The organism is Gordonia ajococcus (assembly GCF_012974285.1).
Classification (GTDB): domain Bacteria; phylum Actinomycetota; class Actinomycetes; order Mycobacteriales; family Mycobacteriaceae; genus Gordonia; species Gordonia amicalis.
On sequence record NZ_CP052884.1, the window covers coordinates 2,323,017 to 2,346,855 of the forward strand.

Annotated in this window: 24 protein-coding genes and 2 pseudogenes; 9 read left to right on the forward strand and 17 right to left on the reverse strand. The window is 66.8% G+C overall.

Features of this window, described 5'->3' with window-relative positions; genetic code table 11:
• Positions 1–27: 27 nt before the first annotated feature.
• Positions 28–1,128, reverse strand: a complete 1,101-nt coding sequence (locus tag GAA2_RS10535; protein WP_159406183.1) for a diacylglycerol kinase — start codon at positions 1,126–1,128, stop codon at positions 28–30.
• A 134-nt stretch (positions 1,129–1,262) separates the two neighbouring features.
• Here GAA2_RS10535 and GAA2_RS10540 point away from each other — a divergent pair, with 134 nt between their 5' ends.
• Positions 1,263–1,997 carry a glucose 1-dehydrogenase gene (locus GAA2_RS10540; RefSeq protein WP_024497508.1) on the forward strand — a complete coding sequence of 245 codons (735 nt, stop codon included), beginning with the start codon at positions 1,263–1,265 and terminating at the stop codon, positions 1,995–1,997.
• Here GAA2_RS10540 and GAA2_RS10545 read toward each other — a convergent pair.
• Positions 1,972–2,940 (reverse strand): arsenic resistance protein, encoded by a 969-nt coding sequence (locus GAA2_RS10545; protein WP_191834943.1) that lies wholly within the window; start codon positions 2,938–2,940, stop codon positions 1,972–1,974. The two genes, GAA2_RS10540 and GAA2_RS10545, sit on opposite strands and share 26 nt — an antisense overlap.
• Positions 2,941–3,007: 67 nt before the next feature.
• Between GAA2_RS10545 and GAA2_RS10550 the strand changes: the two genes are divergently transcribed.
• On the forward strand, positions 3,008–3,718 hold the full coding sequence (locus GAA2_RS10550) for a CPBP family intramembrane glutamic endopeptidase (protein ID WP_024497510.1): 711 nt from the start codon (positions 3,008–3,010) through the stop codon (positions 3,716–3,718).
• A gap of 10 nt (positions 3,719–3,728) precedes the next feature.
• Here the strand turns inward: GAA2_RS10550 and upp are convergent, their stop codons facing one another.
• The 5 genes from upp to GAA2_RS10575 form a co-directional block, all read right to left on the reverse strand.
• On the reverse strand, positions 3,729–4,358 hold the full coding sequence (gene upp, locus GAA2_RS10555) for a uracil phosphoribosyltransferase (protein WP_159406185.1): 630 nt from the start codon (positions 4,356–4,358) through the stop codon (positions 3,729–3,731).
• 20 nt (positions 4,359–4,378) lie between these two features.
• Positions 4,379–5,635, reverse strand: a complete 1,257-nt coding sequence (locus GAA2_RS10560) for a URC4/urg3 family protein (RefSeq protein ID WP_159406186.1) — start codon at positions 5,633–5,635, stop codon at positions 4,379–4,381.
• Positions 5,632–6,882, reverse strand: a complete 1,251-nt coding sequence (locus GAA2_RS10565) for a GTP cyclohydrolase II (protein WP_159406187.1) — start codon at positions 6,880–6,882, stop codon at positions 5,632–5,634. The genes GAA2_RS10560 and GAA2_RS10565 overlap by 4 nt, the downstream gene beginning before the upstream one ends.
• A 189-nt stretch (positions 6,883–7,071) precedes the next feature.
• Positions 7,072–9,285, reverse strand: coding sequence for a catalase/peroxidase HPI (katG, locus tag GAA2_RS10570; RefSeq protein ID WP_159406188.1), 2,214 nt, complete (start codon positions 9,283–9,285; stop codon positions 7,072–7,074).
• Between the two features lie 143 nt (positions 9,286–9,428).
• Positions 9,429–9,848: a Fur family transcriptional regulator gene (locus tag GAA2_RS10575; RefSeq protein ID WP_006357517.1), complete on the reverse strand. Its 420-nt coding sequence runs from the start codon at positions 9,846–9,848 to the stop codon at positions 9,429–9,431.
• A 128-nt stretch (positions 9,849–9,976) separates the two neighbouring features.
• On the opposite strand from GAA2_RS10575, the gene GAA2_RS10580 reads away from it, so the two are divergent.
• Positions 9,977–10,888: a hypothetical protein gene (locus GAA2_RS10580; protein WP_024497515.1), complete on the forward strand. Its 912-nt coding sequence runs from the start codon at positions 9,977–9,979 to the stop codon at positions 10,886–10,888.
• A gap of 45 nt (positions 10,889–10,933) precedes the next feature.
• Here the strand turns inward: GAA2_RS10580 and GAA2_RS10585 are convergent, their stop codons facing one another.
• A complete protein-coding gene (locus GAA2_RS10585; protein WP_006357519.1) occupies positions 10,934–11,488 on the reverse strand; it encodes a DUF4334 domain-containing protein in 555 nt (184 codons plus the stop codon).
• Between the two features lie 49 nt (positions 11,489–11,537).
• Positions 11,538–12,443 carry a hypothetical protein gene (locus GAA2_RS10590; RefSeq protein WP_159406189.1) on the reverse strand — a complete coding sequence of 302 codons (906 nt, stop codon included), beginning with the start codon at positions 12,441–12,443 and terminating at the stop codon, positions 11,538–11,540.
• A gap of 105 nt (positions 12,444–12,548) precedes the next feature.
• On the opposite strand from GAA2_RS10590, the gene GAA2_RS10595 reads away from it, so the two are divergent.
• Complete coding sequence (locus GAA2_RS10595) at positions 12,549–12,980, forward strand: PPOX class F420-dependent oxidoreductase (RefSeq protein ID WP_006357521.1); 432 nt, start codon at positions 12,549–12,551, stop codon at positions 12,978–12,980.
• Between the two features lie 64 nt (positions 12,981–13,044).
• Positions 13,045–13,482 carry a VOC family protein gene (locus GAA2_RS10600; protein ID WP_159406190.1) on the forward strand — a complete coding sequence of 146 codons (438 nt, stop codon included), beginning with the start codon at positions 13,045–13,047 and terminating at the stop codon, positions 13,480–13,482.
• 25 nt (positions 13,483–13,507) lie between these two features.
• On the opposite strand, the gene GAA2_RS10605 is transcribed toward GAA2_RS10600, so the two are convergent.
• Complete coding sequence (locus tag GAA2_RS10605) at positions 13,508–15,166, reverse strand: alkaline phosphatase D family protein (protein WP_024497518.1); 1,659 nt, start codon at positions 15,164–15,166, stop codon at positions 13,508–13,510.
• A 52-nt stretch (positions 15,167–15,218) separates the two neighbouring features.
• Here GAA2_RS10605 and GAA2_RS10610 point away from each other — a divergent pair.
• Together GAA2_RS10610 and GAA2_RS10615 are read left to right on the forward strand one after the other, a co-directional pair.
• Positions 15,219–15,449: pseudogene (locus GAA2_RS10610) on the forward strand (DNA alkylation repair protein); the annotation flags it as partial.
• 236 nt (positions 15,450–15,685) lie between these two features.
• Complete coding sequence (locus GAA2_RS10615) at positions 15,686–16,429, forward strand: DUF2332 family protein (protein WP_394854769.1); 744 nt, start codon at positions 15,686–15,688, stop codon at positions 16,427–16,429.
• Here the strand turns inward: GAA2_RS10615 and GAA2_RS10620 are convergent.
• Positions 16,343–17,611: an MFS transporter gene (locus GAA2_RS10620; RefSeq protein ID WP_024497521.1), complete on the reverse strand. Its 1,269-nt coding sequence runs from the start codon at positions 17,609–17,611 to the stop codon at positions 16,343–16,345. The genes GAA2_RS10615 and GAA2_RS10620 overlap by 87 nt on opposite strands.
• A gap of 24 nt (positions 17,612–17,635) precedes the next feature.
• On the opposite strand from GAA2_RS10620, the gene GAA2_RS10625 reads away from it, so the two are divergent.
• Positions 17,636–18,235: a TetR/AcrR family transcriptional regulator gene (locus tag GAA2_RS10625; RefSeq protein ID WP_024497522.1), complete on the forward strand. Its 600-nt coding sequence runs from the start codon at positions 17,636–17,638 to the stop codon at positions 18,233–18,235.
• A gap of 78 nt (positions 18,236–18,313) precedes the next feature.
• On the opposite strand, the pseudogene GAA2_RS10630 reads toward GAA2_RS10625, so the two are convergent.
• From GAA2_RS10630 to GAA2_RS10650, 5 genes and pseudogenes are all read right to left on the reverse strand, one after another.
• A pseudogene (locus GAA2_RS10630) lies at positions 18,314–18,671 on the reverse strand (hypothetical protein); the annotation flags it as partial.
• A gap of 128 nt (positions 18,672–18,799) precedes the next feature.
• On the reverse strand, positions 18,800–20,158 hold the full coding sequence (gene gdhA / locus GAA2_RS10635) for an NADP-specific glutamate dehydrogenase (protein WP_024497524.1): 1,359 nt from the start codon (positions 20,156–20,158) through the stop codon (positions 18,800–18,802).
• An 84-nt stretch (positions 20,159–20,242) separates the two neighbouring features.
• Positions 20,243–20,848 (reverse strand): hypothetical protein, encoded by a 606-nt coding sequence (locus GAA2_RS10640; RefSeq protein ID WP_024497525.1) that lies wholly within the window; start codon positions 20,846–20,848, stop codon positions 20,243–20,245.
• Positions 20,849–20,896: 48 nt separating this feature from the next.
• Complete coding sequence (locus GAA2_RS10645) at positions 20,897–21,382, reverse strand: GreA/GreB family elongation factor (RefSeq protein ID WP_159406191.1); 486 nt, start codon at positions 21,380–21,382, stop codon at positions 20,897–20,899.
• 45 nt (positions 21,383–21,427) lie between these two features.
• Entirely contained in the window at positions 21,428–21,775 is a 348-nt protein-coding gene (locus GAA2_RS10650) for a hypothetical protein (protein ID WP_232512991.1), read from the reverse strand.
• 508 nt (positions 21,776–22,283) lie between these two features.
• Here GAA2_RS10650 and GAA2_RS10655 point away from each other — a divergent pair.
• Positions 22,284–22,730 (forward strand): hypothetical protein, encoded by a 447-nt coding sequence (locus GAA2_RS10655; protein ID WP_232512990.1) that lies wholly within the window; start codon positions 22,284–22,286, stop codon positions 22,728–22,730.
• A 55-nt stretch (positions 22,731–22,785) separates the two neighbouring features.
• On the opposite strand, the gene GAA2_RS10660 is transcribed toward GAA2_RS10655, so the two are convergent.
• Positions 22,786–23,787 (reverse strand): alpha/beta hydrolase, encoded by a 1,002-nt coding sequence (locus tag GAA2_RS10660; protein WP_024497529.1) that lies wholly within the window; start codon positions 23,785–23,787, stop codon positions 22,786–22,788.
• Positions 23,788–23,839 lie beyond the last annotated feature (52 nt).

Sequence of the window (23,839 nt, forward strand, 5' to 3'; positions counted from 1 at the left end):
GGCGGCGTCCGGTTCGGTCGAGAAGTACTACTTCACTCGGACCGCATCACTCCGCAGGGGTGGTGTGAGCGCGGGTCCGGTGACCAGCGGCAGATCGAGGGTTGTGCGGAGTCCCGCGGGCCCTTCGACCACCGCCGGTATCGCATTGACGATGCGGCCCGCCGCCGCGACGATCGCCGCGTGGTTGTGATCGCCCTTGAGGCTGGTCGGGCAGATGTCGACGGTGTATGAGGGTTCGCCGGTGATCTCGACCCGGTAGCACCCGCCGGGTTGCGCGGGCTGGGCCCAGTCCGGACGCAGGTCGCCGCGTAGCCGGGTGACGTGTTCGATCACGATCGCCGGACGTCCCTCGACCTTGCCGATGATCTGGAAACGCACCGCCGCGCGGGTGCCTTTGGCGATCGGGCCCGCGGCGATGTCGAAATCCTCTGGTGCGGGATCGCTTTCGTGGAGTTCCTCGATCTCGTCGACCGTCACCCCGAGCCCCGCGGCGAGTTGCCGGATCGTCGTGCCCCAAGCCAGGCCCGGGACCCCGGGCAGGAACAGCATCGGCGTCTCCTCGAGGGGTTTGCCGAAGCCCATCACGTCGAACATGACCGTCGCGCCGTCGTAGGTGGCGTAGTCGGCGATCTCCATGCAGCGGACCTGCTCGATGCGCTGGCAGGTCCCGGCGAACACGAAGGGGATGAGATCGTTGGCGAACCCGGGATCCACGCCGGTCACGAACAGGCTCGCGCCGCTCGCCGCAGTGGTCTCCTCGATCTTGGTGATGGCCTTCTGGGGCATCACTCCCCACGGGTACTGCAGGGTGTTCGGCGAGGAGCCAACGACGTCGATCCCGGCTGCGAGGAAGCGCACCACATCGTTGAATGCCTCGACCGGCCGCGTGTCGCCCATGGCGCAGTAGACGACGCAGTCCGGTTTCGCGGCGATCACCGCGCCGAGGTCGTCGACCGCCCGGACGCCGGTCGGGGTCTCGAGGCCGGCGAGGGTCGCGGCGTCGACGCCGAGTTTCTCCGGCGTGGACACGCACACCGCAACGAGTTCGAATCGCGAGTCCTGGATCAACTGCGTGAGAGACAACCGGCCGACGTTGCCGGTTCCGACGAGGGCAACCCGAATGGGCATGGCGAGAGTCTCCTTGCGCTGGCATCCGCCGGACGGGTCATGTGAACACCTGTCCGGACTCATGTCTGTTCAGTAGACCATTTCTTGGTGGAACCTGTTCTATTTTCGCTACGACCGAGGTAGCGTGGCTCGCCATGGGACGCGTAGACGACAAGGTTGCAGTGATCACCGGCGGTTCGCGGGGGATGGGCGCCGAGCACGCCCGGGCTCTGGTCGCGGAGGGCGCCAAGGTCGTGATCGGCGACATCCTCGACGACGAGGGCAAAGCCCTGGCCGCCGAACTCGGTGCCGCGGCGCGGTACGTCCACCTCGACGTCACCTCACCGGAGGACTGGCAGACCGCCGTCACGACCGCGGTCGACGAGTTCGGGAGGGTCAATGTCCTCGTGAACAACGCGGGCATCGTCAACGGCTCGACGATCCAGCAGTTCCGCCTCGACAAGTGGAAGCAGATCCTCGACGTCAACCTCACCGGCACCTTCCTCGGCATCCAGGCGGTTGCGGATCTGATGATCGAGGCCGGCGGCGGGTCGATCATCAACGTGTCCTCGGTGGAAGGCCTTCGTGGAAGCCCGTGGGCACACGGCTATGTCGCCACCAAGTGGGGTGTCCGCGGACTCGCGAAGTCCGTCGCACTCGAACTCGCCCCGCACAACGTCCGGGTCAACTCGATCCACCCCGGTCTAGTCCGCACGCCGATGACCGAGGGCATCCCGGAGGACATGGTCAAGGTTCCGATGGGCCGGGCGGCGCAATCAAGCGAGGTGTCGACCTTCGTGGTGTTCCTCGCCAGCGACGAATCGTCCTACGCCACCGGTGCGGAGTTCGTGATGGACGGCGGACTCAGCGCCGATGTGCCGCATAAGTGAACACCCACACCAGGATCACCATCCCGATCAGCTCGACGAGCGTCTGAGTGATCACCGTTGCCGCGGCGAGTTCGGCACCGACCGGGAGTGCCAGCGCCAGCGGTAGCACGACAAGCGAATTGCGCGTCGCGCCGGAGAACACCACGGCCGTTCCGGAGGTCGGTGTGAGGCGACATCCGCGCACCACCACGAGACCGATGATCGTCATGAGCGCGAGGAATGCGACGTAGACCGGGATGACCCCGGCGATGTCGTCGAATCGTGAATCGATACGCGGGATCTGAGAACCCACCGCGGTGAACAGCACCGCCATCATCAGCGGCACCATCGTGGTCGAGGCCGCGTCGCCGGCACGACGTCCGACGTCGCTTCGCGCAGCCCATGCCTGCGTGACCCAGGCCAGCGCCAGCGGAACGACGATGAGGATTGCGAAGGCCCACAGGAACGGTTCCGGATCGATCGCTGCCCGGCCATCTCCGAGCAGGAGCGTCAGATACACCGGGACGATGAGCATCTGGGCGAGCAACAGCAGCGGCGTCGCCGCGAGCAGGCGCTGGTTGTCACCGCCTGCGAGCCCGGCGAAGACGACGACGTAATCGACACACGGGCACAGCAGGACGAGCAGAGCGCCCACCCGGATGGCGTCGTCCGCCGGTAGCAGCGGAGACAGCGCCGCGACCACCGCGGGCACGATGACGAAGTTCACCGACAACACCACTGCGAGGAACTTGCGGTCGCGGAGGGAGGCAGCGAGATCGGTCGCCTTCACCTGTAGGAAGGTGACGTAGAGAAGTGCGGCGAGCAGCGGGGTGACCGCCACGTCCATCGATTGGGCCGCCGAGGTCAGTGTCAGGCCGAGGCCGAGACCGGCGCCGATCGCGAGGAGATACAACGCGACCTGGTGCTGTTCGAGACGTTCGGGGACCGTGGCGGTGGCTTGCACTGCACCATTCTGGGCCACTGCCCGTCGTTCGGCGGCACCGGGCACGGTGCCGCGCGACACTCGACGGGTGACCGGATCTTCGAGACGCCACGACGCCGCACTCCTCGTGGTGGTGGTCGCGGTCCTGATCGCGGCCAACATCGCCGCACACCGGTCGGCCGGTGTGCTCGCGGTGGTGGTCATCCCGGTGGCGGCGATCGTGCTGTTGCTCGTCGCGCGGCTCGGCGGACTCGACTGGCGTGAACTGGGTCTGAGCCGAGCGGAACTACGGGCAGGTATCGCGTTCGCCGTGGCGTCGGTGATCGTGGTCGCAGCCATCGTGTCGACGGCCGTGGCAGTCCCTGCGACCCGGGACTTCTTCCTGTCCGATCGCTACGACGACACATCCGAGGCGCTGCTCGCCGCCTTCGTCGTCATCCCCCTGCAGACGGTGATCCCGGAGGAGCTGATGTTCCGCGGCGTCCTGCAGGGGACTCTCGGACGGCTGTGCGGGCCGAGGGCGACCCTGGTGTTCGGCGCCATCGCCTTCGGGCTGTGGCACATCCTGTCCTCGACGGGACTCACCGGAGGCAACGAGGGCCTGAGCGATGTCCTCGGATCGGGCACGGCCGCCCAGGTCGTCGGGATCGCGGGCGCGGTCGTCGCCACCGGCGTCGCAGGTCTCGTGCTCGGCTGGTTACGGCAGCGCACCACGAGTCTCCTCGCCCCGATCGCCTTGCACTGGGCTCTCAACGCCACCGGCGCCATCGGCGCGGCGGTGGCGTGGAATGTGTCGTGAGCCTGTCCTGTCAAGCCGTCCCGAACACCCGGTCGCCGACGTCGCCCAGCCCCGGGCGGATGAAACCGTTGTCGTCGAGCTCCCGGTCGATCCCGGCGGTGTAGATGGGGACCTCGGGGTGCGCCTCGTGCAACACGTCGATGCCCTCCGGGCAGGCGACGAGGCACACGAACTTGATCGATCGCGGCGAGTACTCCTTGATTCGATCGATTGCCGCGACCGCCGAAAAGCCGGTGGCCAGAAGCGGATCGACGATGACCACGTCGCGTTCATCCAGGTCCGAGGGCATCTTGAAGTAGTACTCGACCACCACCATGGTCTTGGGGTCGCGGTAGAGGCCGATGTGGCCCACGCGGGCACCCGGTACGACGGTCAGCATTCCGTCGGCGATTCCGGCGCCCGCCCGCAGGACGGCTGCGAAGACCAGCTTCTTACCGTCGATCACGCTCGCGGTGGTGGTCTCCAGCGGTGTGTCGATGGTGATCTCGTGCATCGGGGTGTCGCGCAGCACGTCGTAGGCCATGAGCGTGGAGATCTCGTTGAGCAGACGACGGAAGTCGTTGGTGGAAGTGTCCTTCCGGCGCATCAGCGTCAGCTTGTGCTGTACCAGCGGATGATCGATCACGGCGACGGTGCCCATGGTTCCCCTAATCGTGGTGCTCAGAAGACTGTTCCGGTGCTGCGGATCGACAAGGGCGGCAAACCGTTCCGCAACCGTGCCGCCAGTGCACGCCCGGCCGCCCAGGTGCCGCCCTCGAGTACGCAGGCCAGCGGCATCGCCGTCGAGTCGGTTCCGAGACGATCGCGGACCAGGTCGGCGATCTCGTCGAGCAATGCGACGGTGAGGGCACGCCATTCGACGACGAGTTGATCGCCGACCTCCCATTCGACGTCCACCCACTCCTCGTCCCGAAGCGCGAGAACGCCGGTGTCGAGGAAGAGCCCGCCATTGCGGTACTCGGGCAGGCCGGTCAACTCATCGATGCCGGTCACCTCCACGCCGGCCCACATGAACGGTTCGAGCAGCGAGTAGGTCAGCCACTGGGACAGCTTGTGGAACGGAATCCAGCCGGCGGTGGCGCCCGGACCGGTCACCGCCTCGTGCCGCCAGCAGTCGCCCAGCGGTACCGAGCCGATCCTGTTGTCCGACGGCCAGATCGGGCCGAGGAAGGTCAGGAGGGCGTCCAGGATCGCGGTGGCGCTCACGGTGCCGCGACCGTCTGCGATCAGGTGGTCGAAGAGGCCCCCGGGTCGGCCGGCGGGACCGAAGATCGCCGGCTGATCGGCGAGGGTGGTGCCGAGGCGGCGAAGCAGCTCCACGCGGCCCTCCAGTCCGGTGATCGGGTTACCCGCTGAGACCTGGAACGCGGCGCCCAGGCTCTCGACCGTCACCGCACGTAGGCCCGCGGCGTCGACCCGTGACGGTTGCGCAGCATCACCGGAGAACAGTCCGCCGACGAACGCCTCCCAGCTGGCGACGCCGAGTCCTTCCGAGCGGGTCAGGACCAGACCGGTCGACTCCTCCCGATAGGACCATTCGGGACCGGCTCCGGCGTCGAGGAGGACGCTGACCAGGACGACGTCGATGAGTGCGCGGATGTGGTCAGGGGAGTTCGCGGGCGGAAGCATGTCCCGGAGCGACCCGAGTCGGTCGATGCCGCCGGCTTCGAAATGGCGCCAGCGACTGTGGAGGGGGATCGCACCGTCGGGATGGCGTTCACGGGTGATCTCGACGACGATGTCGGCGGCGGAGGCGAGCGCGTCGTCGTGGACCGTGAACCAGGACGACCGGCCACCGCGCGTACGGTCGAGGAGCTGGCGGGAGCGTTCGCGAACCGCGGTGCTCGTTCGCAGCAGCGCGGCCGCGGTGGTTTCGGCGGTCGGGTCGTCGCTGTCCTTCTGCGCAGTGCCCCTCATTCGAGCCCCCGGCCCTTGACCTTTCGCAACGCCTCGGCGTCGGGAACCGGTCCGGGGGTGAAGTATCCGGCGGCCATCTTCGCGTCGATCTCCACACGGGCGTCGGCCGGGACGAGTTCGTCGGGGATGTTGACCCGCTCGCCGACCTCGATTCCCGAACCGGTGATCGCGTCGTATTTCATGTTGCTCATCGACACGAGGCGGTGGATCTTGGTGATCCCGAACCAGTGCAGGACGTCGGGCATGAGTTCCTGGAACCGCATGTCCTGAACTCCCGCAACACATTCGGTGCGGGCGAAGTACTGGTCGGCGGTATCGCCACCCGCTTGGCGTTTGCGTGCGTTGTAGACGAGGAACTTGGTGACCTCGCCCAACGCCCGGCCCTCCTTGCGGGAGTAGGCGACCAAACCGACGCCACCGCGCTGCGTGCCACGTATGCATTCCTCGATCGCGTGGGTGAGGTACGGACGGCACGTGCAGATGTCGGAGCCGAAGACGTCGGAGCCGTTGCATTCGTCGTGGACGCGAGCAGTCAACTCGACCGTGGGATCGGCGAGATCGCGGGCGTTCCCGAAGACATAGACGGTCTGCCCGCCGATCGGTGGCAGGAACACCTCGAGGTCGGAGCGCGTCACGAGTTCGGGATACATGCCCCCGGTCTCCTCGAACAGGACCCGCCGCAACTCGGCCTCGGAACAGCCGAATCGTTCGGCGACGCCGGGTAGATGCCAGACCGGCTCGACCGCGGCCTTGGTCACCAGGGCGGCGCCACTGGGCAGGAGCAATCTGCCGTCGGGGACGAGTCGGCCCTTGTCGATGGCCTCGGCGATCTCGGGGAGGATGACATGTGCCTTCGTGACCGCGATGGTCGGCCGGATGTCGTAGCCGGCGGCGATCTTGTCGGGAAAGCTCTCCGCGACCGTGGCGCCCCAGGGATCGAGGGAGACGATCGCCGTCGGATCTCCCCATTGTGGGTACGGACCGATGTGGTCGGTGGGCGAGGTGTTGGTCAGATCTGCGCGATGGTCTCGGGCCAGCGCGCCGGCGGCCACCGCGAGCGCGCGGTAGACACTGTATGAACCGCTGTGGGTGCCGATCACGTTGCGGTGGGCGCGAACTCCGGTCGTGCCGATGACCGGTCCCCGCTCGGCGGCGGTAGGCGCGCCCCAGTGGATGGGCGGGGCGTCGACGCCGCCGCTGTGCGAGGTCAGTCGGATGTGCCCCAGGGATGTGTGCTCGCCGGACATCGCGATCTCCTTCTGCCACGACGGTCACCCGCCACCTCGAGGAAAGCGCCAGCATAGTTCCGAATCCGCGATCCTGCCGGGCAGAACGGCACCCGCCGCCACAGACGACGATGCGGCGGCACCCGTACCGGGCACCACCGCATCGTCGTGTGAGAGGTGATCAGCGATTCAACTGATCGATGGATCGACTCAGATGTCGAACCGGTCCAGGTTCATGACCTTGTCCCAGGCCGCGACGAAGTCCTTGACGAACTTCTCCTTGGCATCGTCCGAGGCGTACACCTCGGCCAGGGCACGCAGCTGCGAGTTCGAGCTGAACGCCAGGTCGACGCGGCTGCCGGTCCAGGCCTGCTCGCCGGTGGCGCGGTCGGTGCCGACGAAGACGTTCACGTCGTCGGTCTTCGACCAAGCGGTCGCCATGTCGAGCAGGTTGACGAAGTAGTCGTTCGTCAGCACGCCCGGCTTGTCGGTGAGCACGCCCAGCGTCGAGTTCTGGTAGTTCGCTCCCAGCACGCGCAGGCCGCCGATGAGTGCGGTCATCTCGGGTACGCTCACGGTGAGGAGGTTGGCCTTGTCGAGCAGCTTGAACTCGGCCGGCTGCGTGAGACCCTTCCCCACGTAGTTGCGGAAGCCGTCCGCCGTGGACTCGAGGTAGGCGAACGACTCGACGTCGACGTCTTCCTGCGAGACGTCGGTGCGGCCCGGGGTGAACGGGACGGTGACCTCGACACCCGCATCACGAGCGGCCTTCTCGATCGCCGCGACGCCGCCGAGCACGACGAGGTCGGCGAAGGAGATCCTCGCGCCGGCCCCACCGGTGAACGACTCGGCGACACCCTCGAGCGTCTCGATGATGCCGGCGAGTTCCTCGGGCTCGTTGACCTCCCAGTCGGCCTGCGGCTGCAGGCGGAGACGACCGCCGTTGGCGCCACCGCGGAAGTCGCTGCCGCGGAACGAGGATGCGGCCGCCCACGCGGTCTTCACCAGCTGCGAGACCGACAGTCCCGACTCGAGCAGGATGGTCTTCAGTGCGGCGATGTCGGCATCGGAGACGAGCGGTCCCTCGTGCGCCGGGATGTTGTCCTGCCAGCCGTAGGTGACCTCGGGAACCAGCGGGCCGCGGTAGCGGATCGCGGGACCCATGTCGCGGTGGAGCAGCTTGAACCAGGCCTTGGCGAATTCCTCGGCCAACTCCTCGGGGTGATCCAGCCAGCGGCGGGTGATCTTGCCGTACTCGGGGTCGTAGCGCAGTGCGAGATCGCTGGTCAGCATCGACGGGTGGGTCGTGCCGTCGCCGAAGGCCTTCGGCACGGTGCCGTCGCCGGCGCCGTCCTTCGGACGCCACTGGTTGGCGCCCGCCGGGCTCTTGTACAGCTCCCAGTCGTAGCCGTAGAGGGTTTCCAGGAAGGCGTTGTCCCACTGGGTCGGCGTCGGGTTCCAGATGACCTCGAGGCCACTGGTGATCGCGTCGGCGCCGGTGCCGTCACCGTGTGAACTGCGCCAGCCGAGGCCGTTGTCCTCGAGTGCTGCGGCCTCGGGCTCCGGGCCGACCTGGCTCGCGTCGCCGGCGCCGTGAGTCTTGCCGAAGGTGTGGCCACCGACGATCAGTGCTGCGGTCTCGACATCGTTCATCGCCATCCGGGCGAAGGTGTCGCGAATGTCGGCGGCCGAGCCCAGGACATCCGGATTACCGTTGGGGCCTTCCGGATTCACGTAGATCAGGCCCATCTGGACGGCGGCCAGCGGCTTCTCGAGTTCGCGGTCGCCCTGGTAGCGCTGATCGGCGAGCCACTCGAGTTCGGGACCCCAGTAGACGTCGTCGGGCTCCCACTCGTCGACGCGGCCGAAGGCGAAGCCGGCGGTCTCGAAGCCCATCGACTCGAGAGCGACGTTGCCCGCGAAGACCAGCAGGTCGGCCCAGGAGACGGCCTGGCCGTACTTCTTCTTGATCGGCCACAGCAGGCGACGTGCCTTGTCGAGGTTGGCGTTGTCGGGCCAGCTGTTCAGGGGTGCGAAGCGCTGCATTCCGGCTCCCGCGCCTCCGCGGCCGTCCTGGACGCGGTAGGTGCCCGCGGCATGCCAAGACATGCGAACCATGAGGCCGCCGTAGTGACCGAAGTCCGCGGGCCACCAGTCCTGCGAATCGGTCATGAGGGCGGTCAGATCCGCCTTGAGGGCGTCGACGTCGAGGGACTTGAGGGCCTCGTGGTAGTCGAAATCCGCGTCGAGCGGATTCACGACATCCGGATTGTGCTGCAGGATCTTCAGATTCATCTGGTTCGGCCACCAGTCACGGTTGCCGCCACCCTCGGTGGGCTGCTTGGCACGATCGTGCATGACCGGGCAGCCGCCGGCCTTCGGTTCGGTGTTCGCCTCGGCGATCGGCGGGTGTTCCTGTGCCATGTCGTTCCTTTCGGGAAATGGTGATGGATGGTGACTGATGCAGACGTGACCGCGCCCGGTCCCCTTGATGTGGACCGGTCGGTCGGATGTGTTGATTTTCGGCGAACGGTGAACGGTGAATCGGTGGTGGATCAGTGCTGCGGTCAGGACCGGCAGTCGGGGCACAGGCCCCAGTAGACGACCTCGGCCTCGTCGATGACGAAGCCCTGGTCGTTGGACGCGGTGAGGCACGGGGCCGCGCCGACCGCGCAGTCGACGTCGCCGATCGCCCCACAGGAACGGCAGACCACGTGATGGTGGTTGTCGCCGATCCGCGATTCGTAGCGGGACACGTGACCCGATGGCTGGATACGACGGATGAGACCGGCAGATGTCAACGCCGCCAACACGTCATAAACGGTTTGCTGCGACACGTCGGGCACTTCGGTTCGCGTCTCGCGAAGCACCGTGTCGGTGTCGGCATGGGGATGCGCATGCACCGCACGCATGACGGCGACCCGCGGTCGGGTGACGCGGAGTCGTGCTGCGCGCAGCTTGGTGGCGCAGTCGTCGTCGGTGAGCATGACTCGAGTATGCACACTTTTCTGGAATGGTTCAAGTTTGGGTGCTGTCGATGTGTCGGATCGTGACGCGGGTACGACGTACGATCGGCTCATGTGGAAGCGACGTCCTGCCGGCCGTGGGTGACCTGATGTCTCGCTACGACGAGATCGTCGACGAACTGTACGGTCTGACGCCGGATCTGTTCGTGAAACGCCGAAACGAGCTCGCCAAGGAGGTCAAGGCCGAGGGGGAATCCGCTCTGGCCAAAAACATCTCGCAACTCCGTAGGCCCACGCAGGCTGCCTGGGCGATCAATCAGTGGGTCCGAGCGAATCCCGATGACTGCGGTCAGATCACCGCACTCGCCGCGGACCTGTCTGCAGCGCAACGGCGTTCGGCAGTGGACGCGATGCGCGAGCTGTCCCGCCGACGCCAGGAGTTGATCAATTCCGCCGCCGACGGGGTGGCCGGTACCGCAGACTCCCTCGGAGTACGGTTGTCCGACAGTGCGGTTCGCGAGGTTGCGGCAACGCTGCGCGCGGCGATCGCAGACGCCGAGACCCTGGAACGCTTTCGACGCGGCAGCCTCGTCACCTCCGCGGAGTACAGCGGCTTCGGTCCGGCCGGGGTGTTCGTCGTGCCCGATCTGCCGGCCGAGCCGGAACACGCGGCCGAGGACGGCGTGGATGCCTCGAGTGATGTCGACGCGGTGGCCGCCGGCGAGACCGACGAGACCGACGAGACCGGCGAGACCGACGAGGACGCCGCGGTCAGACGCGAACTCGAGGCACGCCTGTCCCGGGCCGAAGAGGACGAGCGGACGGCGCGCGACGGTCTCGGCGATGCGTCGACCGCGGTCGACGAGGCGTCCTCAGAGGTCGACGAACTCGTCGCACGGGCGCGGGAACTGCGCGAGCAGCTGTCGCGGGTCGAGGACTCACTGCGCTTCGCGCGTCAGCGACTGTCGACCGCCGAGCGGGGCCGGTCGGACGCCAAGGTGGCGCTGCGCGACGCGGTTGCCGAGTCGAACAAGCTGAGGGCCGCGGTCACGGATCTCTGAGGTCGCGTGCGCCGACGGTGCTCCACTTCCGGCGAGGTGACAGCCTCAGATCAGACGCAACGAGTCGTCGCGTCGAAGGACGAAGAAGTACGGCGCGGGCGAGCCCTTGAGGTCCATGGCGCCGATGACCGCATCGTCGGAGATGCGACGGAAGACGTCGTTGATGGGGAGTTGGTCGTACATCATCGTGGCGGTGTCGGTGCCGCGGTAGCGGGTGGTACGCAGCCGCGCGCGTGCCTTGCGGGTCTGGCTCAGCAGGCGGGTCGCTGCGATCGGTGTGGCGAAAGACATCGCTTTGACCTGTGGTGCCTTCTCGGCGATCGTGAGTCCACTGAAGGCGATCCCCGGGTTCATCGCCCAGAGAGCGGTGTGGTCGCGGGTGGGGAAGAGCAACGGGTGCACGGTCTCGGCGTCGACGAATTGCTTTCCCCACCAGCCGCTGGCGGCGAGGAACCCGTCGAGGGGGTGTCCGGTCGGCAGTTCCGCACCGCGCCAGGTGCCGATCATGAACTCCGGTTCGACCGCGTCGCAGGAGTCGAACAACTCGAGCGCCTCGGCGGTGTCGGTCGGGGTGGTGGTCAGCATCTCGCGCACGTCCATGGCACCGATCGTACGGGCAAAGACACAGATAGAGAAGAATGTCGCAACGTCATGGGGGTGAACCGGCGGTGAGTCCGCGGGCCGCGGCCCCGGACTCGGGTTTCGACGTGAGCCACGCGACGACGAACGCGCCGGCGATCGCTCCCGCGAAACCGACGTACGCGAGCCAACCGAGTCCGTCGACGGCGCGGTCGCCGAGGAACAGGACGCCGATCACCGATGGGATGCCCACCTCGCCCACGACCAGCACAGCGGTGACGGCGTTGACCGGTCCGAGCTGCAGCGCGACCGTCTGTACGTAGAACGCGACGGCGCCGGCGATGGCGATCGTCCAGGCCGCCGGGTCGGTGACGAGCGCCGCGGCGTCGAACGGATGAACGCCGTCCAGAACGCGAACCGCCACCGCCAAGGCGCCGTACATCGCGCCGGCAAGCGCTCCCGCCAGGATGGCGCCGCGTCGTCCCAGGAGATGCACTACGACCACACCGACCACGGCGACAGTGGTCGACACGATGAACAGCGCCCAGTGGAACGCCATGTCGTGCGCGGTCGCGGCTTCATGCGATGCCGATGCGCCGAGCATGCAGAGCGAGGCGACGACGACGCCCATCGCGGCCAGGTCCCGACCTCTCAGCGTCGTGCCGAGCAGAACGCTGCCGAGAAGCGCGGTGATGATCAGGTTCCCGGCGACGATCGTCTGTGCCAGGAAGAGGGGGAGAAGCCGCGCCGCGACGGCACCGCCGGCGAAACCGAGGATCACCATGAGCGTGCCGATGAGGAAGGCCGGATCGCGGAAGGTGTCGAGTGTGGAGCGCAGCGACGGTCCGCGCTCGGTCGTGACCGACGCGGTCTCGGTGGTACCGGCCGCGTTCCGTGCACCCAGTGCGCGCAGGACCGTCGACAGTCCGTAGGCCACCGCGGCGAGCGAAGCCGCCACCACTCCGATCGTGAACACCGTACGAAAGTACCGGTCCCCGTTGTCCGTCGCCGGGGTTCCGAACCGGGGTCGGTGTCGCCGTCGCACCGGAATAGTCGCCGATCTTCGGCAGTTGCCCAGACCATGACCACCTCGAAGTACGACCCGCGCGACCTCCTCGCCGAATCATCGCTCGGTGTTCTCGCCACGATCAAGTCCTCCGGCCTCCCGCAGCTGTCCCCGGTGACCGCGTACTACGACCGTGATGCCGACACGATCTACGTGTCGATGACCGAGGGCCGGGCCAAGACGGCAAACCTGCGGCGCGACCCGCGGGCAGCACTGGAGGTCACCGGGCCCGACCGCTACACGTGGGCGACGGCCGAAGGTGACGTCGTGTTGATCGGTCCCGGCACCGATCCCCACGGACCCGAGGTAGAGGCCCTCGTCGACTACTACCGGAAGGCCGCGGGGGAGCACCCGGACTGGGACGAGTACCGCAGCGTAATGGTCTCTGATCGTCGGGTGTTGATGGTGATGTCGGTGAAGCGCGTCTACGGCGAGCGGCTTCGCTGATTCGCCGGCGAAGTTCTTCGCGATGAGGACCGCAGTTGTCCTCGTTGTGCGCCACAGTGGAGGAATGTCCACAGAAATCCAGGTGACGTTCGATTGCGCTGATCCCGCGGCACTCGCCGCCTTCTGGTCCGAGGTGCTCGGGTACCGGATTCAGGCGCCGCCCACGGGGTTCGACAGCTGGGACGCCGCGCTCGATGCGATGGGTGTCCCGCCGGAACGCAGGAACGACGCGTCTGCGGTCACCGACCCCGACGGTCGCGGTCCACGGATCTTCTTCCAGCGCGTGCCGGAAGGCAAGACAGCCAAGAACCGGGTACACCTCGACGTCCGGGCCGCACCCGGCCTGAGCGGTGACGACCGCCTCGCCGCGCTCGAGGCGGAGTCGGCCCGCCTCGTGGTCCTGGGTGCAACTCGCGTTCGACGAGTTGAGCCGGAACCGCCTCTCGGTGCCGGGCACATCGTCATGCGTGATCCCGAGGGCAACGAATTCTGCCTGGACTGAGCGCATTTCGTAGCAGACGACGACGCTATGTCCCCACGCGTTCGACGGATTCGTCCGTCAGCGACATGTCGGCTGCGACGTGCAGGGTGCCGTCCAGGTCGGGCTGTTCGAACGTGACCCGCGCGTCCCGTCCGTCGACGATCAGGGAGGCGATGGTGTTACCGAACAGGGGGCCGAGCGCGTTGTGCCACGTGACGGGGAGTTGCGGCGCTCCGCGGGAACCGGCCCAGCGTCGGACGATCTTGGCAAGACGCGGCGACCAGCCGAGCCGGAACACGCCCTTCATGTACGGCGGTATGGCGTTGTGCACCGGTGAGCACACCAACTGATAGACCACCGCACCGGTGGTTTCGGCGAAATCCGCTCGCGCGGCATAACTGTGGTGGACGTCGCCCGACAGGACACTGATGGTCGCCGGACCGAGGGTTCGATCGCTGTTGCCGAGGCCGGCGACCCCACTGATCATCCGGCTCAGCCGGGTGAAGGAATCGAAGAAGGCGGGCCAGTGCTCCAGGTCGGCACCCTGCCGGATCTTCTCGGCCAGCTGTCCGACCCGGCCGTCGTGGCGGGCCCCGATCTCGTTGAGCGTCTCGACGTCGCTGAGGACGGGCGGGAGCAGCCACGGCAACGACGACCCGAGCACCAGGTGGTCCACCGACTCGACGTCGTCGTTGACCTGGTCTTCGATCCAATCGAACTCGGTGTCACTCAACATCTTCCGGACGCCACCGGCGAGAATGCGGCCGTTACGTGAATCGATCATCGTCAGTCGCGTCGCGCCGAGATCCCACCGGAAGCTGAACCGGATCCCTTTGACGCCGTCGGTTTCGGAATCGGCGCGGTCGGCGAGATCGACCAGATGCGGCCAGCAGTCCCCGTCGATCTCCCTCACCTGGCGGTAGTCGTCGGAGGCGTCCAGTTCCGCGGGGGACAGGTTGCCGAGGTGCTGATACACCCAGTACGACGCGAGTCCGGCGCGTATCCGGTCACGCCACCAGGGTTGGTCGTCCATCTGCCGGCGCCAGGTGTCCGAGGTGTTCCAGTCGTCGCGGATGTCGTGGTCGTCGAAGATCATCGCGGTCGGGACGGTGGACAGGATCCAGCGTATCTCCGGGTCGCCCCAGGTGTGCCGGTAGAGACCCTCGTACTCCTGGAAGCTCACCACCTCGTCAGACGGACCGGCGGTCGAGGTCCTGGTCGACTCGAGCTTCTCCTTGACCTGCGGCGTCAGTTCGTCGGCGTAGACCTGATCGCCGAGGAGGATGAGGGTGTCGGGCCATTCGTCGACGGGCAGGTGGCGCATGCGGACCGCATAACAGTCCAGTGCGTCGAGTCCGAGTTTTTCGTCGACCTTCGGGTCCTCCGCCTTGGGGTAGCGGCACGACCCGAAGACGAGCCGGTGATGGCGGGCGCTTTCGGGTCCGCGCGTCCGAATGATGCTGGGCGGAAAGTCGGAATCCGGCAGGGGCCATTCCCGAGAACCGTCGACGAACACCTCGTATTCGGTCGTGGTGTCCGGCGTCAGACCGGTGACCTCGACGAGCGCGTAGTGATTTCCGACGACCTCGAAGGTGTGCGAGCGGCTGCCGAGGACCTCCACCTCCGCGGGTCCGTCCGTCTGGACCCAGACCAGCGCGGATGTCTCGTCGACGTGCCGAAGGATCGGACCCAGTACCAACGCCATCCGCCCAGACTAGGCCCGTGGAACGGTGTCCGTGGGCCGATAACCTATCTGGGTGGAGACCGGAGACGTCGTGACCGAAACCGCCGACACCGAGGCTGCCGTCGCCCGGGTACTCGCGGAACTCGCCGAACTCGAGGACCCGAAGATCCGCGCGGTCAACGAGAGGCACGGAGACGACCACGGCGTCAATCTGACCAAGCTGCGGGCCGTCGCCAAACGTCTGAAGACCCAGCACGACCTCGCTTCGGCGTTGTGGGCTACCGGTGACACGGCCGCTCGACTACCCACCTGGATCACCGAGATGATAAAGCGACAGCAGGCGTGAGCGTCATGCGTCGGTGTACTGCACGGCGACGTCGGGGATCGCTGCCGGTCTGTGCGCTTCGCTCGCGCGATTCGATGCCGATGTCGAGGTGATCGGCCCGGAGGAGCTGCGGACGGCCTTCGCGACGCTGGCGGACCGGTCGGCACGAGCGTCCGGGGAGTCGCGTCAGATGGGGGCTCTCCCTGATGGTCTCGGTGAAGCTCTCAGATCACACCGGGCGGTACGCGGTCCTCTATCCGGCGATCGCCGAGGCGGCCCGACGCTGCGCCGCCGAGCGCGTGGGGCTGATCGATGTCGGCCGTCCCGCCGGTCTCAACCTCAACGTCGACCGCGTCGGCATCTTCTACGGAGACGATCAGACCCTTGGCGATGTGTCATCGCCCGTGCAGCTGGAGTGCTCGGTGGTGGGCGATCGTCGGATTCCGAGTGTGCCGATGCCGGATGTCGCGGCGCGGATCGTGGTCGACCGCGCGCCGCTAGACATGCGTAACCCTGAGCACCGGAATCGCATCCGGCTGGCCGACGACCGGTCACGCCATCTCGACGACGAGCTCGCTCTCGCAGAATCATTTCCACCGCAACAGATTTCGGGAGATCCGATCACGACGCTGTCGGATGCGGTCTCGTGTGTCCCGGATCGGGCGCTGCCTGTGGTCATCACCACCTGGTCGCTGTCGCGGTTCTCGCCGGAGAGACGACGCCGATTCGTGCATGCGTTGGAGGAGCTCTCCTCGGCGAGGAGGACTGCCTGGGTGTCGGTCGAAGGGGTCGGGGTCGCGCCCACCATTCCGACCCTCGGGGATCGTCCGGCGTCTGGGCACAGCATCATCGGGCTGACCGTGTTCGAGCCGTCAACCGCATTGCCGCGCTTCGATGTCGCCGGCGACGCGCTCGGCCGGTGCTGGTCCCGCGGACGGTTCATGTCCTGGTTCGCCTGAGTGGTCCGCGCGGTCCGCGGGCACCCGGTGACCGGTGCGGTCGAGTGCGGACACGGCGATGGACGCACTCGACACCACCGCGGCCACGACGAAGGCGAGCCCGTAACCCGCGGCGGTGATAGTGGCACCGAGGGCGGTGGCACCCACTGCCTGCCCGAACATCAACGCGATGAACAGGAGTGCGGTACCCGCAGCCGATCGTGCCGCATCGATGGTCGAGGTCCAGGCGATGAGCGCGGATGTCGCCGAGGTGAAACCCCACCCGAAGAAGAGGCAGCCGACGAGCGTGACCGCCATCTGTCCCGGAGCAGCGGCGACCAGGAGAATCCCGACCGTCATCGTTCCGCAGCTGAGTGTCCACGCCGAGGTCGCCGACCACCTCGCCAACGGTGTGGCGGTGAGAGCCACTGCGGCGCCGCCGATTCCGATCATGATCCACGCGATGATCGTGCCACGTTGGGATGATCCGCCGGTGTCGACGAGGATCGCACGGCCGTACGTCCACATGGCGCTCGACGCCCCGCCCAGCAGAACCGCGATGGTCAGTGCGGTGCCGTGGCGGCGGATCCACCCGACGGACAGGGCGTGCGACTGCTCGTCCTGGGCGGCGGAACCCGGCTGGTCGGTGATGAGGAGGGCGACCGCGATGACCGCGGTGACCACGCCGATGATCGCCCAGGTCAGTCGCCATTCGGGTAGGAAGGCGAGTGCCAGCGCCCCGGCGCCGACGAGTCCGGGTCCGGTGCCGGAGTTGACCATCGACTGCGCCCGGTCCACGCGATTCGCGGCGATGTTGCGCCGGACGACGCTCACCATAGCGGGCGACGCCAGGCCTGCTCCCGCAGAACTGATCACGGCGAAGAGTCCGAAGGTGAGCAGGTCCCCGGCGGCGGCCATGCCCCAGACCCCACCCGCCGCGGTGGCTGTGGCGACGACGATCAAGACCCGAGGATTTCGGCGTCCGTAGCGGAACCCGCACAACGCCGCGAGGCAGTAGACCAGCGACGACCCCGAGGAGATATACCCCGCACGGGCCGAATCGAGAGCCAGGTCCGCCTGGATGTCGGGTAGGAACAGCCCGTATGCGAGTCGCACCAGTCCGTAGGTCGCCGCGATGAAAGCTGTGCCGGCCACGATGACCGATGGCTCACGACCGAGACCAAACGAAAACGTGCGTTTCATATTTTCGAGTCTAGGCTGATTGCCATGCCGATGCGCAAGAGCTCCGAGGAGAAACTGCTCGACGCAGTTGATGACCTGGTGTTCTCGCGCGGAATCGAATCGACGCCCGTCGACGCCATCCTCGCGCGGGCGGGCGTGTCGGCGGCGACCCTGTACCGCGGCTACCGCAGCAAAGAGGCGCTGGTCGCAGCCTCCCTCGCACGACGACACGAGCGCTGGCGCGAGACGTGGGGGAGTCTCATCGCGGCTGCGCCCGACGCCGAGGGCCGGTTGCTGGCCATCTTCGACGCCATCGACGAGTTCGCCGCCCGACCCGACGGCGCGCGGTGGTGCGCGTTCCTGGGAACCGCTGCCGAGATGTCCGACCCGCCGCCCGAGATCGCCGACGCGGTCACGCGCGACACCGACCACATGCGACAGACCCTCCGCGAGCTCGCCGCGCAACTGCCGTGCGCGAATCCCGACCACCTGGCCGAGCAGATCCTCGTCGTGGTCACCGGCGAACTCGCGATGAGACTGCGTGACCGGCCCTTACGGAAGTCGACGGTGGGTCGGGAGATCGCGACGACACTCATCGCGACAGCGCAACCGTCCGCTGCAGCGCGACCCTGTACTACGGATTGAGTACTGATCGCGTACCGCGGTCCGAGTACGACCCGATCCGCTCAGTCGAAGTACGACGCCTACTCGCTGTAGGGCACTTGACCGTTGGGGCTGGGTAGGCCGACCGATAGAGCGCCAGCAGGGTGTCGATCGCCCCGTTGTTGCGCAGCCATGTACCGACGTAGCCGCCGGGAGCGATCAGCGAATTGACCTGTCGCGTGGGCGCGCTCGCGTTCGCGGGGCTCTGCAGCATGCCCTGTTTGTTCACGTACAGGCCGTAGCTTCCGACAACGGAGTTGTCGAACATCGGGCGACCGGTGGTGTTGGTCAAGATGATCAGGCAGGCGTCGATGATCCTCGCGGCGTCACGGCTGCCGCCGATCCCGCCACCGCTCAAGAATGCTCGGTATTGCTGTTCGGACAGTGCATCTTTCGGGGACAGGCCGATCGCTGCGGCCGGACAAACCGTCAGTGAGCACACTGAAGCGCCGGGGCCGGAGCGGTGTCAAGGGTCCGCTGAAAGCCGTATGACGTCGTACCCGGAAACCGGGCACAACGTCATACGGATTCAGAGCGGGTGGCGGCTCAGATCAGGCCGAGAGCCAGCATGGCATCGGCGACCTGGGTGAAGCCCGCGATGTTCGCACCCATCACGTAGTTGCCGGGAGCGCCGTACTCCTCGGCGGTGTGCAGGCAGTGATCGTGGATGGAGGTCATGATCTCGGAGAGACGATCCTCGGTGTAGCCGAACGTCCACGAGTCGCGAGATGCGTTCTGCTGCATCTCGAGTGCGCTGGTGGCCACACCGCCGGCGTTCGCCGCCTTACCGGGCGCGAAGCGGACTCCGGCTTCGCCGAAGATGCGCACGGCCTCCGGGGTGCATGGCATGTTGGCGCCCTCCGCGACTATGCGGACCCCGTTCTTGACCAGCTGGGTGGCGTCGGCACCGTTGAGTTCGTTCTGCGTCGCGCACGGGATGGCGATGTCGGTGGGCACGTTCCACAGGGAGCCGGTGGTGACGAGTCGCGCTGAGGGGCGGGCGTCCGCATAGTCGCCGATGCGACCCCGCTGGACGTTCTTGATCTCCTTGAGGAGCTCCAGGTCGATGCCGGCCTCGTCGACGATGTAGCCGCTCGAATCCGAGCAGGCGACGACACGGCCGCCCAGCTGCTCGATCTTCTCGATGGCGTAGATGGCGACGTTGCCCGACCCCGACACGACGACCGTCTTGCCGTCGAGTTTGTCGTCCACTGCTGCGAGCATGTCGCGGACGAAGAACACCGCGCCATAGCCGGTGGCCTCGGTGCGCACCTGTGACCCGCCCCAGGCGAGTCCCTTCCCGGTCAGGACGCCGGACTCGTACCGGTTGGTGATGCGCTTGTACTGGCCGAACAGGTAGCCGATCTCCCGACCGCCGACGCCGATGTCGCCGGCGGGGACGTCGGTGTACTCACCGATGTGGCGGTAGAGCTCGGTCATGAAGGACTGGCAGAACCGCATGATCTCGTGGTCCGAGCGGCCCTTGGGATCGAAGTCGGAACCGCCCTTGCCGCCACCGATGGGCAGGCCGGTCAGTGCGTTCTTGAAGATCTGCTCGAAGCCGAGGAACTTCACCACACCGAGGTAGACGCTCGGGTGGAAGCGCAGCCCGCCCTTGTACGGTCCGAGCGCCGAGTTGAACTCGACGCGGAAGCCGCGGTTGACCTGTACCTGGTTGCGGTCGTCGATCCACGGCACGCGGAAGATGATCTGCCGCTCGGGTTCGGTCAGACGCTTGATGATTCCGGCATCGGCATAGTGCGGGTGCTTGGCCAGGACGGGGCCGAGGCTGTCGAAGACCTCACGAACGGCCTGGTGGAATTCGGCTTCTCCGGGGTTGCGCGCAACCACCTGTTCGTACAGATCGCTGATCTTCTCGTCGAGCACGGCCACGGTGGCCACCACTTCCTTTTCGATACCTCTGGGAAAGGCGGTGGACCCCCAAATCGGTCACCGCCATCCTGCAGCCTATCGATCGACAGGAAGTATCTATAAATCCGGTCGGCGTTGAGCCCAGTCGATGATTGCCGGAAATGCCCCGGATGACCGGTCCGCTGCACTCGTCACGAGATAGAAAGCGGAGGTCAGGGGGTTGCCGTTGATGGCCGACTCGTAGTCGGCGGCGCGCGCGACGTGTCGGGCCCGTTCGCGGGCGACGCCGGTCTCGTGCGACGTGGAGGCCTCCGCGATCACCAGGAGCGCGAGCTTCCGGCTGTTCGACGCGGCGTCCAGGACCGCGTCGATCAGTGCGTCCTCGTGCTGCTTCTCGAGCCGGCGCCCTCGCCGGTCCCACCACGCGCGCCGGGGCCGGGATGCGGGATCGAGCAGCGCGACGCACGATCTGAGACCCACCGGGATGCGCCGGATCGATTCCGCGTCGCCGGCGTCGTCCCGGGACCCCGTGCCCGAGGACCGGACGTCCAAGACGTCCGTGCTCAGCCCTCGTTCACGGAGGACCCGGCGCAACCGGGTCATCAGCGCACCCGGTCGTCCGATCACCAGGACGTCGGCCGCGGGTGCGGAGTTCCGCGTCGGGAGTGGAGGCGGCCGGAGTCCGGTCTCCGGGACTTCGGCCGATCCTGCGACGACCCTCATCGGGACGCCGCCCGTCGGCCGTGACCGCGAGCCCACCGCGACGCTGCGTCAGAGAAGCTCGATCCGGTGCTCTTTCACCGCGACCGTGCACTCCTTTCCGTTGGGGAGGCGGTAGGTGCGAACGTCGCCGACGTCGGCACCCATGACCGCCTGACCGAGTGGTGAGTCGGGCGAGCAGACGTCGACGCCCACCAGGGCGTACTGCTCCGGAGGTCCCACCAGGAAGGTGGTGACGTCGGTCGGATCGTGATCGAAGGCGACGGTGACGATCGAGCCGACCTGCACGGTCCCGTCGGCAGACGGCTCGACCTCTGCGGTGGACAGCGCTGCGTACAGCTGTGCGATCCGCCGGTCGAGCGAGTCGAGTCGGGCCAGTGCGCGGTGGTAGGCGTCGTTGTTGTCCAGATCTCCGGCGGTACGGTGCTCGAGCACCTCCGCGCTGACGGAGGCTCGTTCGCGGCACCTCGCGGCCAGCTCGTTCTCGAGAAGCTCTCGGGTCAGGGGAGAGTTCGGGACAGGTGTGGCGGTGGTCATCGCTGACTCCTCTGCTTCGGTGACGAAATGTCCACGACGTGACGGTCAGGACGTCGTGATCAAGGGTTTCGCGCGTAGATCGAGCATCGGATGTCGTGCGGCGATCTCCTCTCGCGAGGCACGGTCCACATCGGTGCTCAGTGTGAGAATCCAGGGCACGGACTCGGCGGCCCCGCTCGTCGACGAACCGGCCGGCAACTCGGAGGCCCACGGGTCGAGCTCGAGATCGGCGAGGATGTCCCGCGACAGACTCTCGAGCTTCGACGCGGTGAGCCGACCCGAGGAGTCCGCGAACGCGAAGCAGACGTCCTTGCCCACCGGTACCCCGAAGTCGTCGACGTCATTTTCCCGATGCCACTGCCGACGCAGGAGCAGTGAGTCGGAATCTTCCACCACGAGTGAGTGCTTCACAGGATTCGGAAAAGCATTCAATGCCCGTGACGACGCCTGGTCGATGAATTCTCTGAGCCGCCCCGTCGATCCGCATACTCGTATACGGCATTCCATGACAACCGCTTTCACGGCCACTCTTCCTTTCGCTGAAAAACCGGCCTTCCGGGCCGGTCCCACGGACTCTAGCCGAAAAAAATGCAAAAGCCAGCTCGCTCGGGTTCGTCGTCGGAGTGGTGACTGAAATCCGCTGTTCTGCAGTAGATTCAGCAAAGTGTCGACCGCGCGCCGAGGGGTGGTCGGCGGCGACTGGACTTTTTTTCTTTCTGGGCTATGGTCACGGAGGTGAGTGGGTCCGAGACCCACTTTCATCAATCATGTCAGCGAGGAATCATGGCAGAGAAAAATTCAAGTTCGAAAAAGCGTCGCCAAGAATTGAAGTTGCGGCGGGAGAAAAAGCGCGCGAATGAAGACAATTCGATCATTCGGAAACGAAAGAATGTTGGATGACGTGGCACAGCACACGCGCCTCGTAGAGGTTCTCACCTATCTCCACGACCGCTTCTCGACCCTGGCGACGGTCGAGCGGCCGCAGTCCGAACTCCTTCGGGGGTTCCGGGCGGGCATGACGTTCGCCCGCATCTGCGTCCTCGACGAGATCACCACCGAGTCGCTCCGTCCCGATGCGTTCGTCGGCGCAGCTGTGCTCTCAGGGGGTCTGCGCCGGGACTTCGACGTCGTCCAGGGGCTGGTGGACCGGCTCGAGCGCGAGGGCCGGTGGGCTGCCGACGCCGACGACAGTGAGTTCCGGGTCGGTTATCACGCCGCGCTCGGCATCGCCCGCCACCACCTGGATGTGGCTCGTCGAACGCTCGACATCGGGGAGGCGCCGGCCGGCGTGCACCGCCCGGTCCGTAGCCAGTCCCGGCGAGCCGCAGCCGTCGCCGCAGGTCGGTGACCTACGCGTGGGACGGGCGCGCTGTGCCCGTCCCACGCGCGGGGACGAGGCGGCGTCAGCGCCGGACGCCGAGTCCCTTGGCAATGGTCGGCCACGCACGATGGAGATCCTGGTTCCAGTAGCCCCACGAGTGCAGCCCGGACCTGAAATCGTAGGTGACCTTCACACCGGCCGCGTCGGCTCGGCGCTTGAAGCTCCGCGTGCACTGGAGAACGACGCCCTCGAGAACGCCGCCCACCGGGGACGCGAGGCCTGCGATACCGAGCGACGGGTCGGGCAGTCCGTTGCCGACGGAGACATACATCGGCTTGCCGTCCAGTACCTCGATGTGTGCGGCCGGGTTGTGGTCATCCCAACTCGAGTGGCCCAACGGACCCCACATATTGTCGGGATTGCCGCCGCGGGTGGACACCGACGCGGCCGTGGCCTGACGGTACTCGGGTGAACCCTGGTCGAGACATCCACTGAACGCTACGACGCCGCGGTAGAGGTCGGGGTGGCGAACCGCGATCGACATCGCGCCCAGCGCTCCCATCGACAACCCGCCGATGACGTTGCGGCCGTTGCCATTGAAGCGTTTGTCGATCAGTGGGGGTAGTTCCTTCGTCAGGAATGTCTCCCACCTGTTCCGTCCCAGAACAGGATCGGTCTTCTGCCAGTCCGTGTAGTACGCGGCCATGCCGCCGATGGGCATCACGACGTTGACCGGTTTGTCAGCCATGAACTTCACGATGTCGGTCTGGAATGTCCAGCCGCTCTGCGTGTAGTTGGTGTAGATGCCTCCGTCGATCCCGTCCAGGAGGTACAGGGTCGGGCGACGCTTCTCGCGATCCGAGGGTAGGAGGACGCTGACCCGGACGGGTCGCTGCATCGCGGGAGAGTAGACCGTCACCGTTGCCCGCGTCGGGGTTGTCGGCGAAATCGACAGGACGCGTGCGACCTCATGAGCATTCGTATCGTGCGGCGCAGCTGCGACAGGCTCCGCGACGCCGAGGCTTCCGGTCATGGCGATGACGCCGGCGCACGCGAGCGCCACGGCTCTCGGCCATTTCGACACTGCTCCCCCCTTTGGGATCTTCCGACGGGTGCCCCCCGCTCCGCGCCGGCGA

Bases quoted from the DNA above. Each gene is read 5' to 3' on its own strand.
- GAA2_RS10535 (WP_159406183.1), bottom strand. From the start codon at position 1,128: ATGCCCATTCGGGTTGCCCTCGTCGGAACCGGCAACGTCGGCCGGTTG.
- GAA2_RS10540 (WP_024497508.1), top strand. From the start codon at position 1,263: ATGGGACGCGTAGACGACAAGGTTGCAGTGATCACCGGCGGTTCGCGG.
- upp (WP_159406185.1), bottom strand. From the start codon at position 4,358: ATGGGCACCGTCGCCGTGATCGATCATCCGCTGGTACAGCACAAGCTG.
- GAA2_RS10560 (WP_159406186.1), bottom strand. From the start codon at position 5,635: ATGAGGGGCACTGCGCAGAAGGACAGCGACGACCCGACCGCCGAAACC.
- GAA2_RS10565 (WP_159406187.1), bottom strand. From the start codon at position 6,882: ATGTCCGGCGAGCACACATCCCTGGGGCACATCCGACTGACCTCGCAC.
- katG (WP_159406188.1), bottom strand. From the start codon at position 9,285: ATGGCACAGGAACACCCGCCGATCGCCGAGGCGAACACCGAACCGAAG.
- GAA2_RS10575 (WP_006357517.1), bottom strand. From the start codon at position 9,848: ATGCTCACCGACGACGACTGCGCCACCAAGCTGCGCGCAGCACGACTC.
- GAA2_RS10580 (WP_024497515.1), top strand. From the start codon at position 9,977: ATGTCTCGCTACGACGAGATCGTCGACGAACTGTACGGTCTGACGCCG.
- GAA2_RS10585 (WP_006357519.1), bottom strand. From the start codon at position 11,488: ATGGACGTGCGCGAGATGCTGACCACCACCCCGACCGACACCGCCGAG.
- GAA2_RS10595 (WP_006357521.1), top strand. From the start codon at position 12,549: ATGACCACCTCGAAGTACGACCCGCGCGACCTCCTCGCCGAATCATCG.
- GAA2_RS10600 (WP_159406190.1), top strand. From the start codon at position 13,045: ATGTCCACAGAAATCCAGGTGACGTTCGATTGCGCTGATCCCGCGGCA.
- GAA2_RS10605 (WP_024497518.1), bottom strand. From the start codon at position 15,166: ATGGCGTTGGTACTGGGTCCGATCCTTCGGCACGTCGACGAGACATCC.
- GAA2_RS10620 (WP_024497521.1), bottom strand. From the start codon at position 17,611: ATGAAACGCACGTTTTCGTTTGGTCTCGGTCGTGAGCCATCGGTCATC.
- GAA2_RS10625 (WP_024497522.1), top strand. From the start codon at position 17,636: ATGCCGATGCGCAAGAGCTCCGAGGAGAAACTGCTCGACGCAGTTGAT.
- GAA2_RS10640 (WP_024497525.1), bottom strand. From the start codon at position 20,848: ATGAGGGTCGTCGCAGGATCGGCCGAAGTCCCGGAGACCGGACTCCGG.
- GAA2_RS10645 (WP_159406191.1), bottom strand. From the start codon at position 21,382: ATGACCACCGCCACACCTGTCCCGAACTCTCCCCTGACCCGAGAGCTT.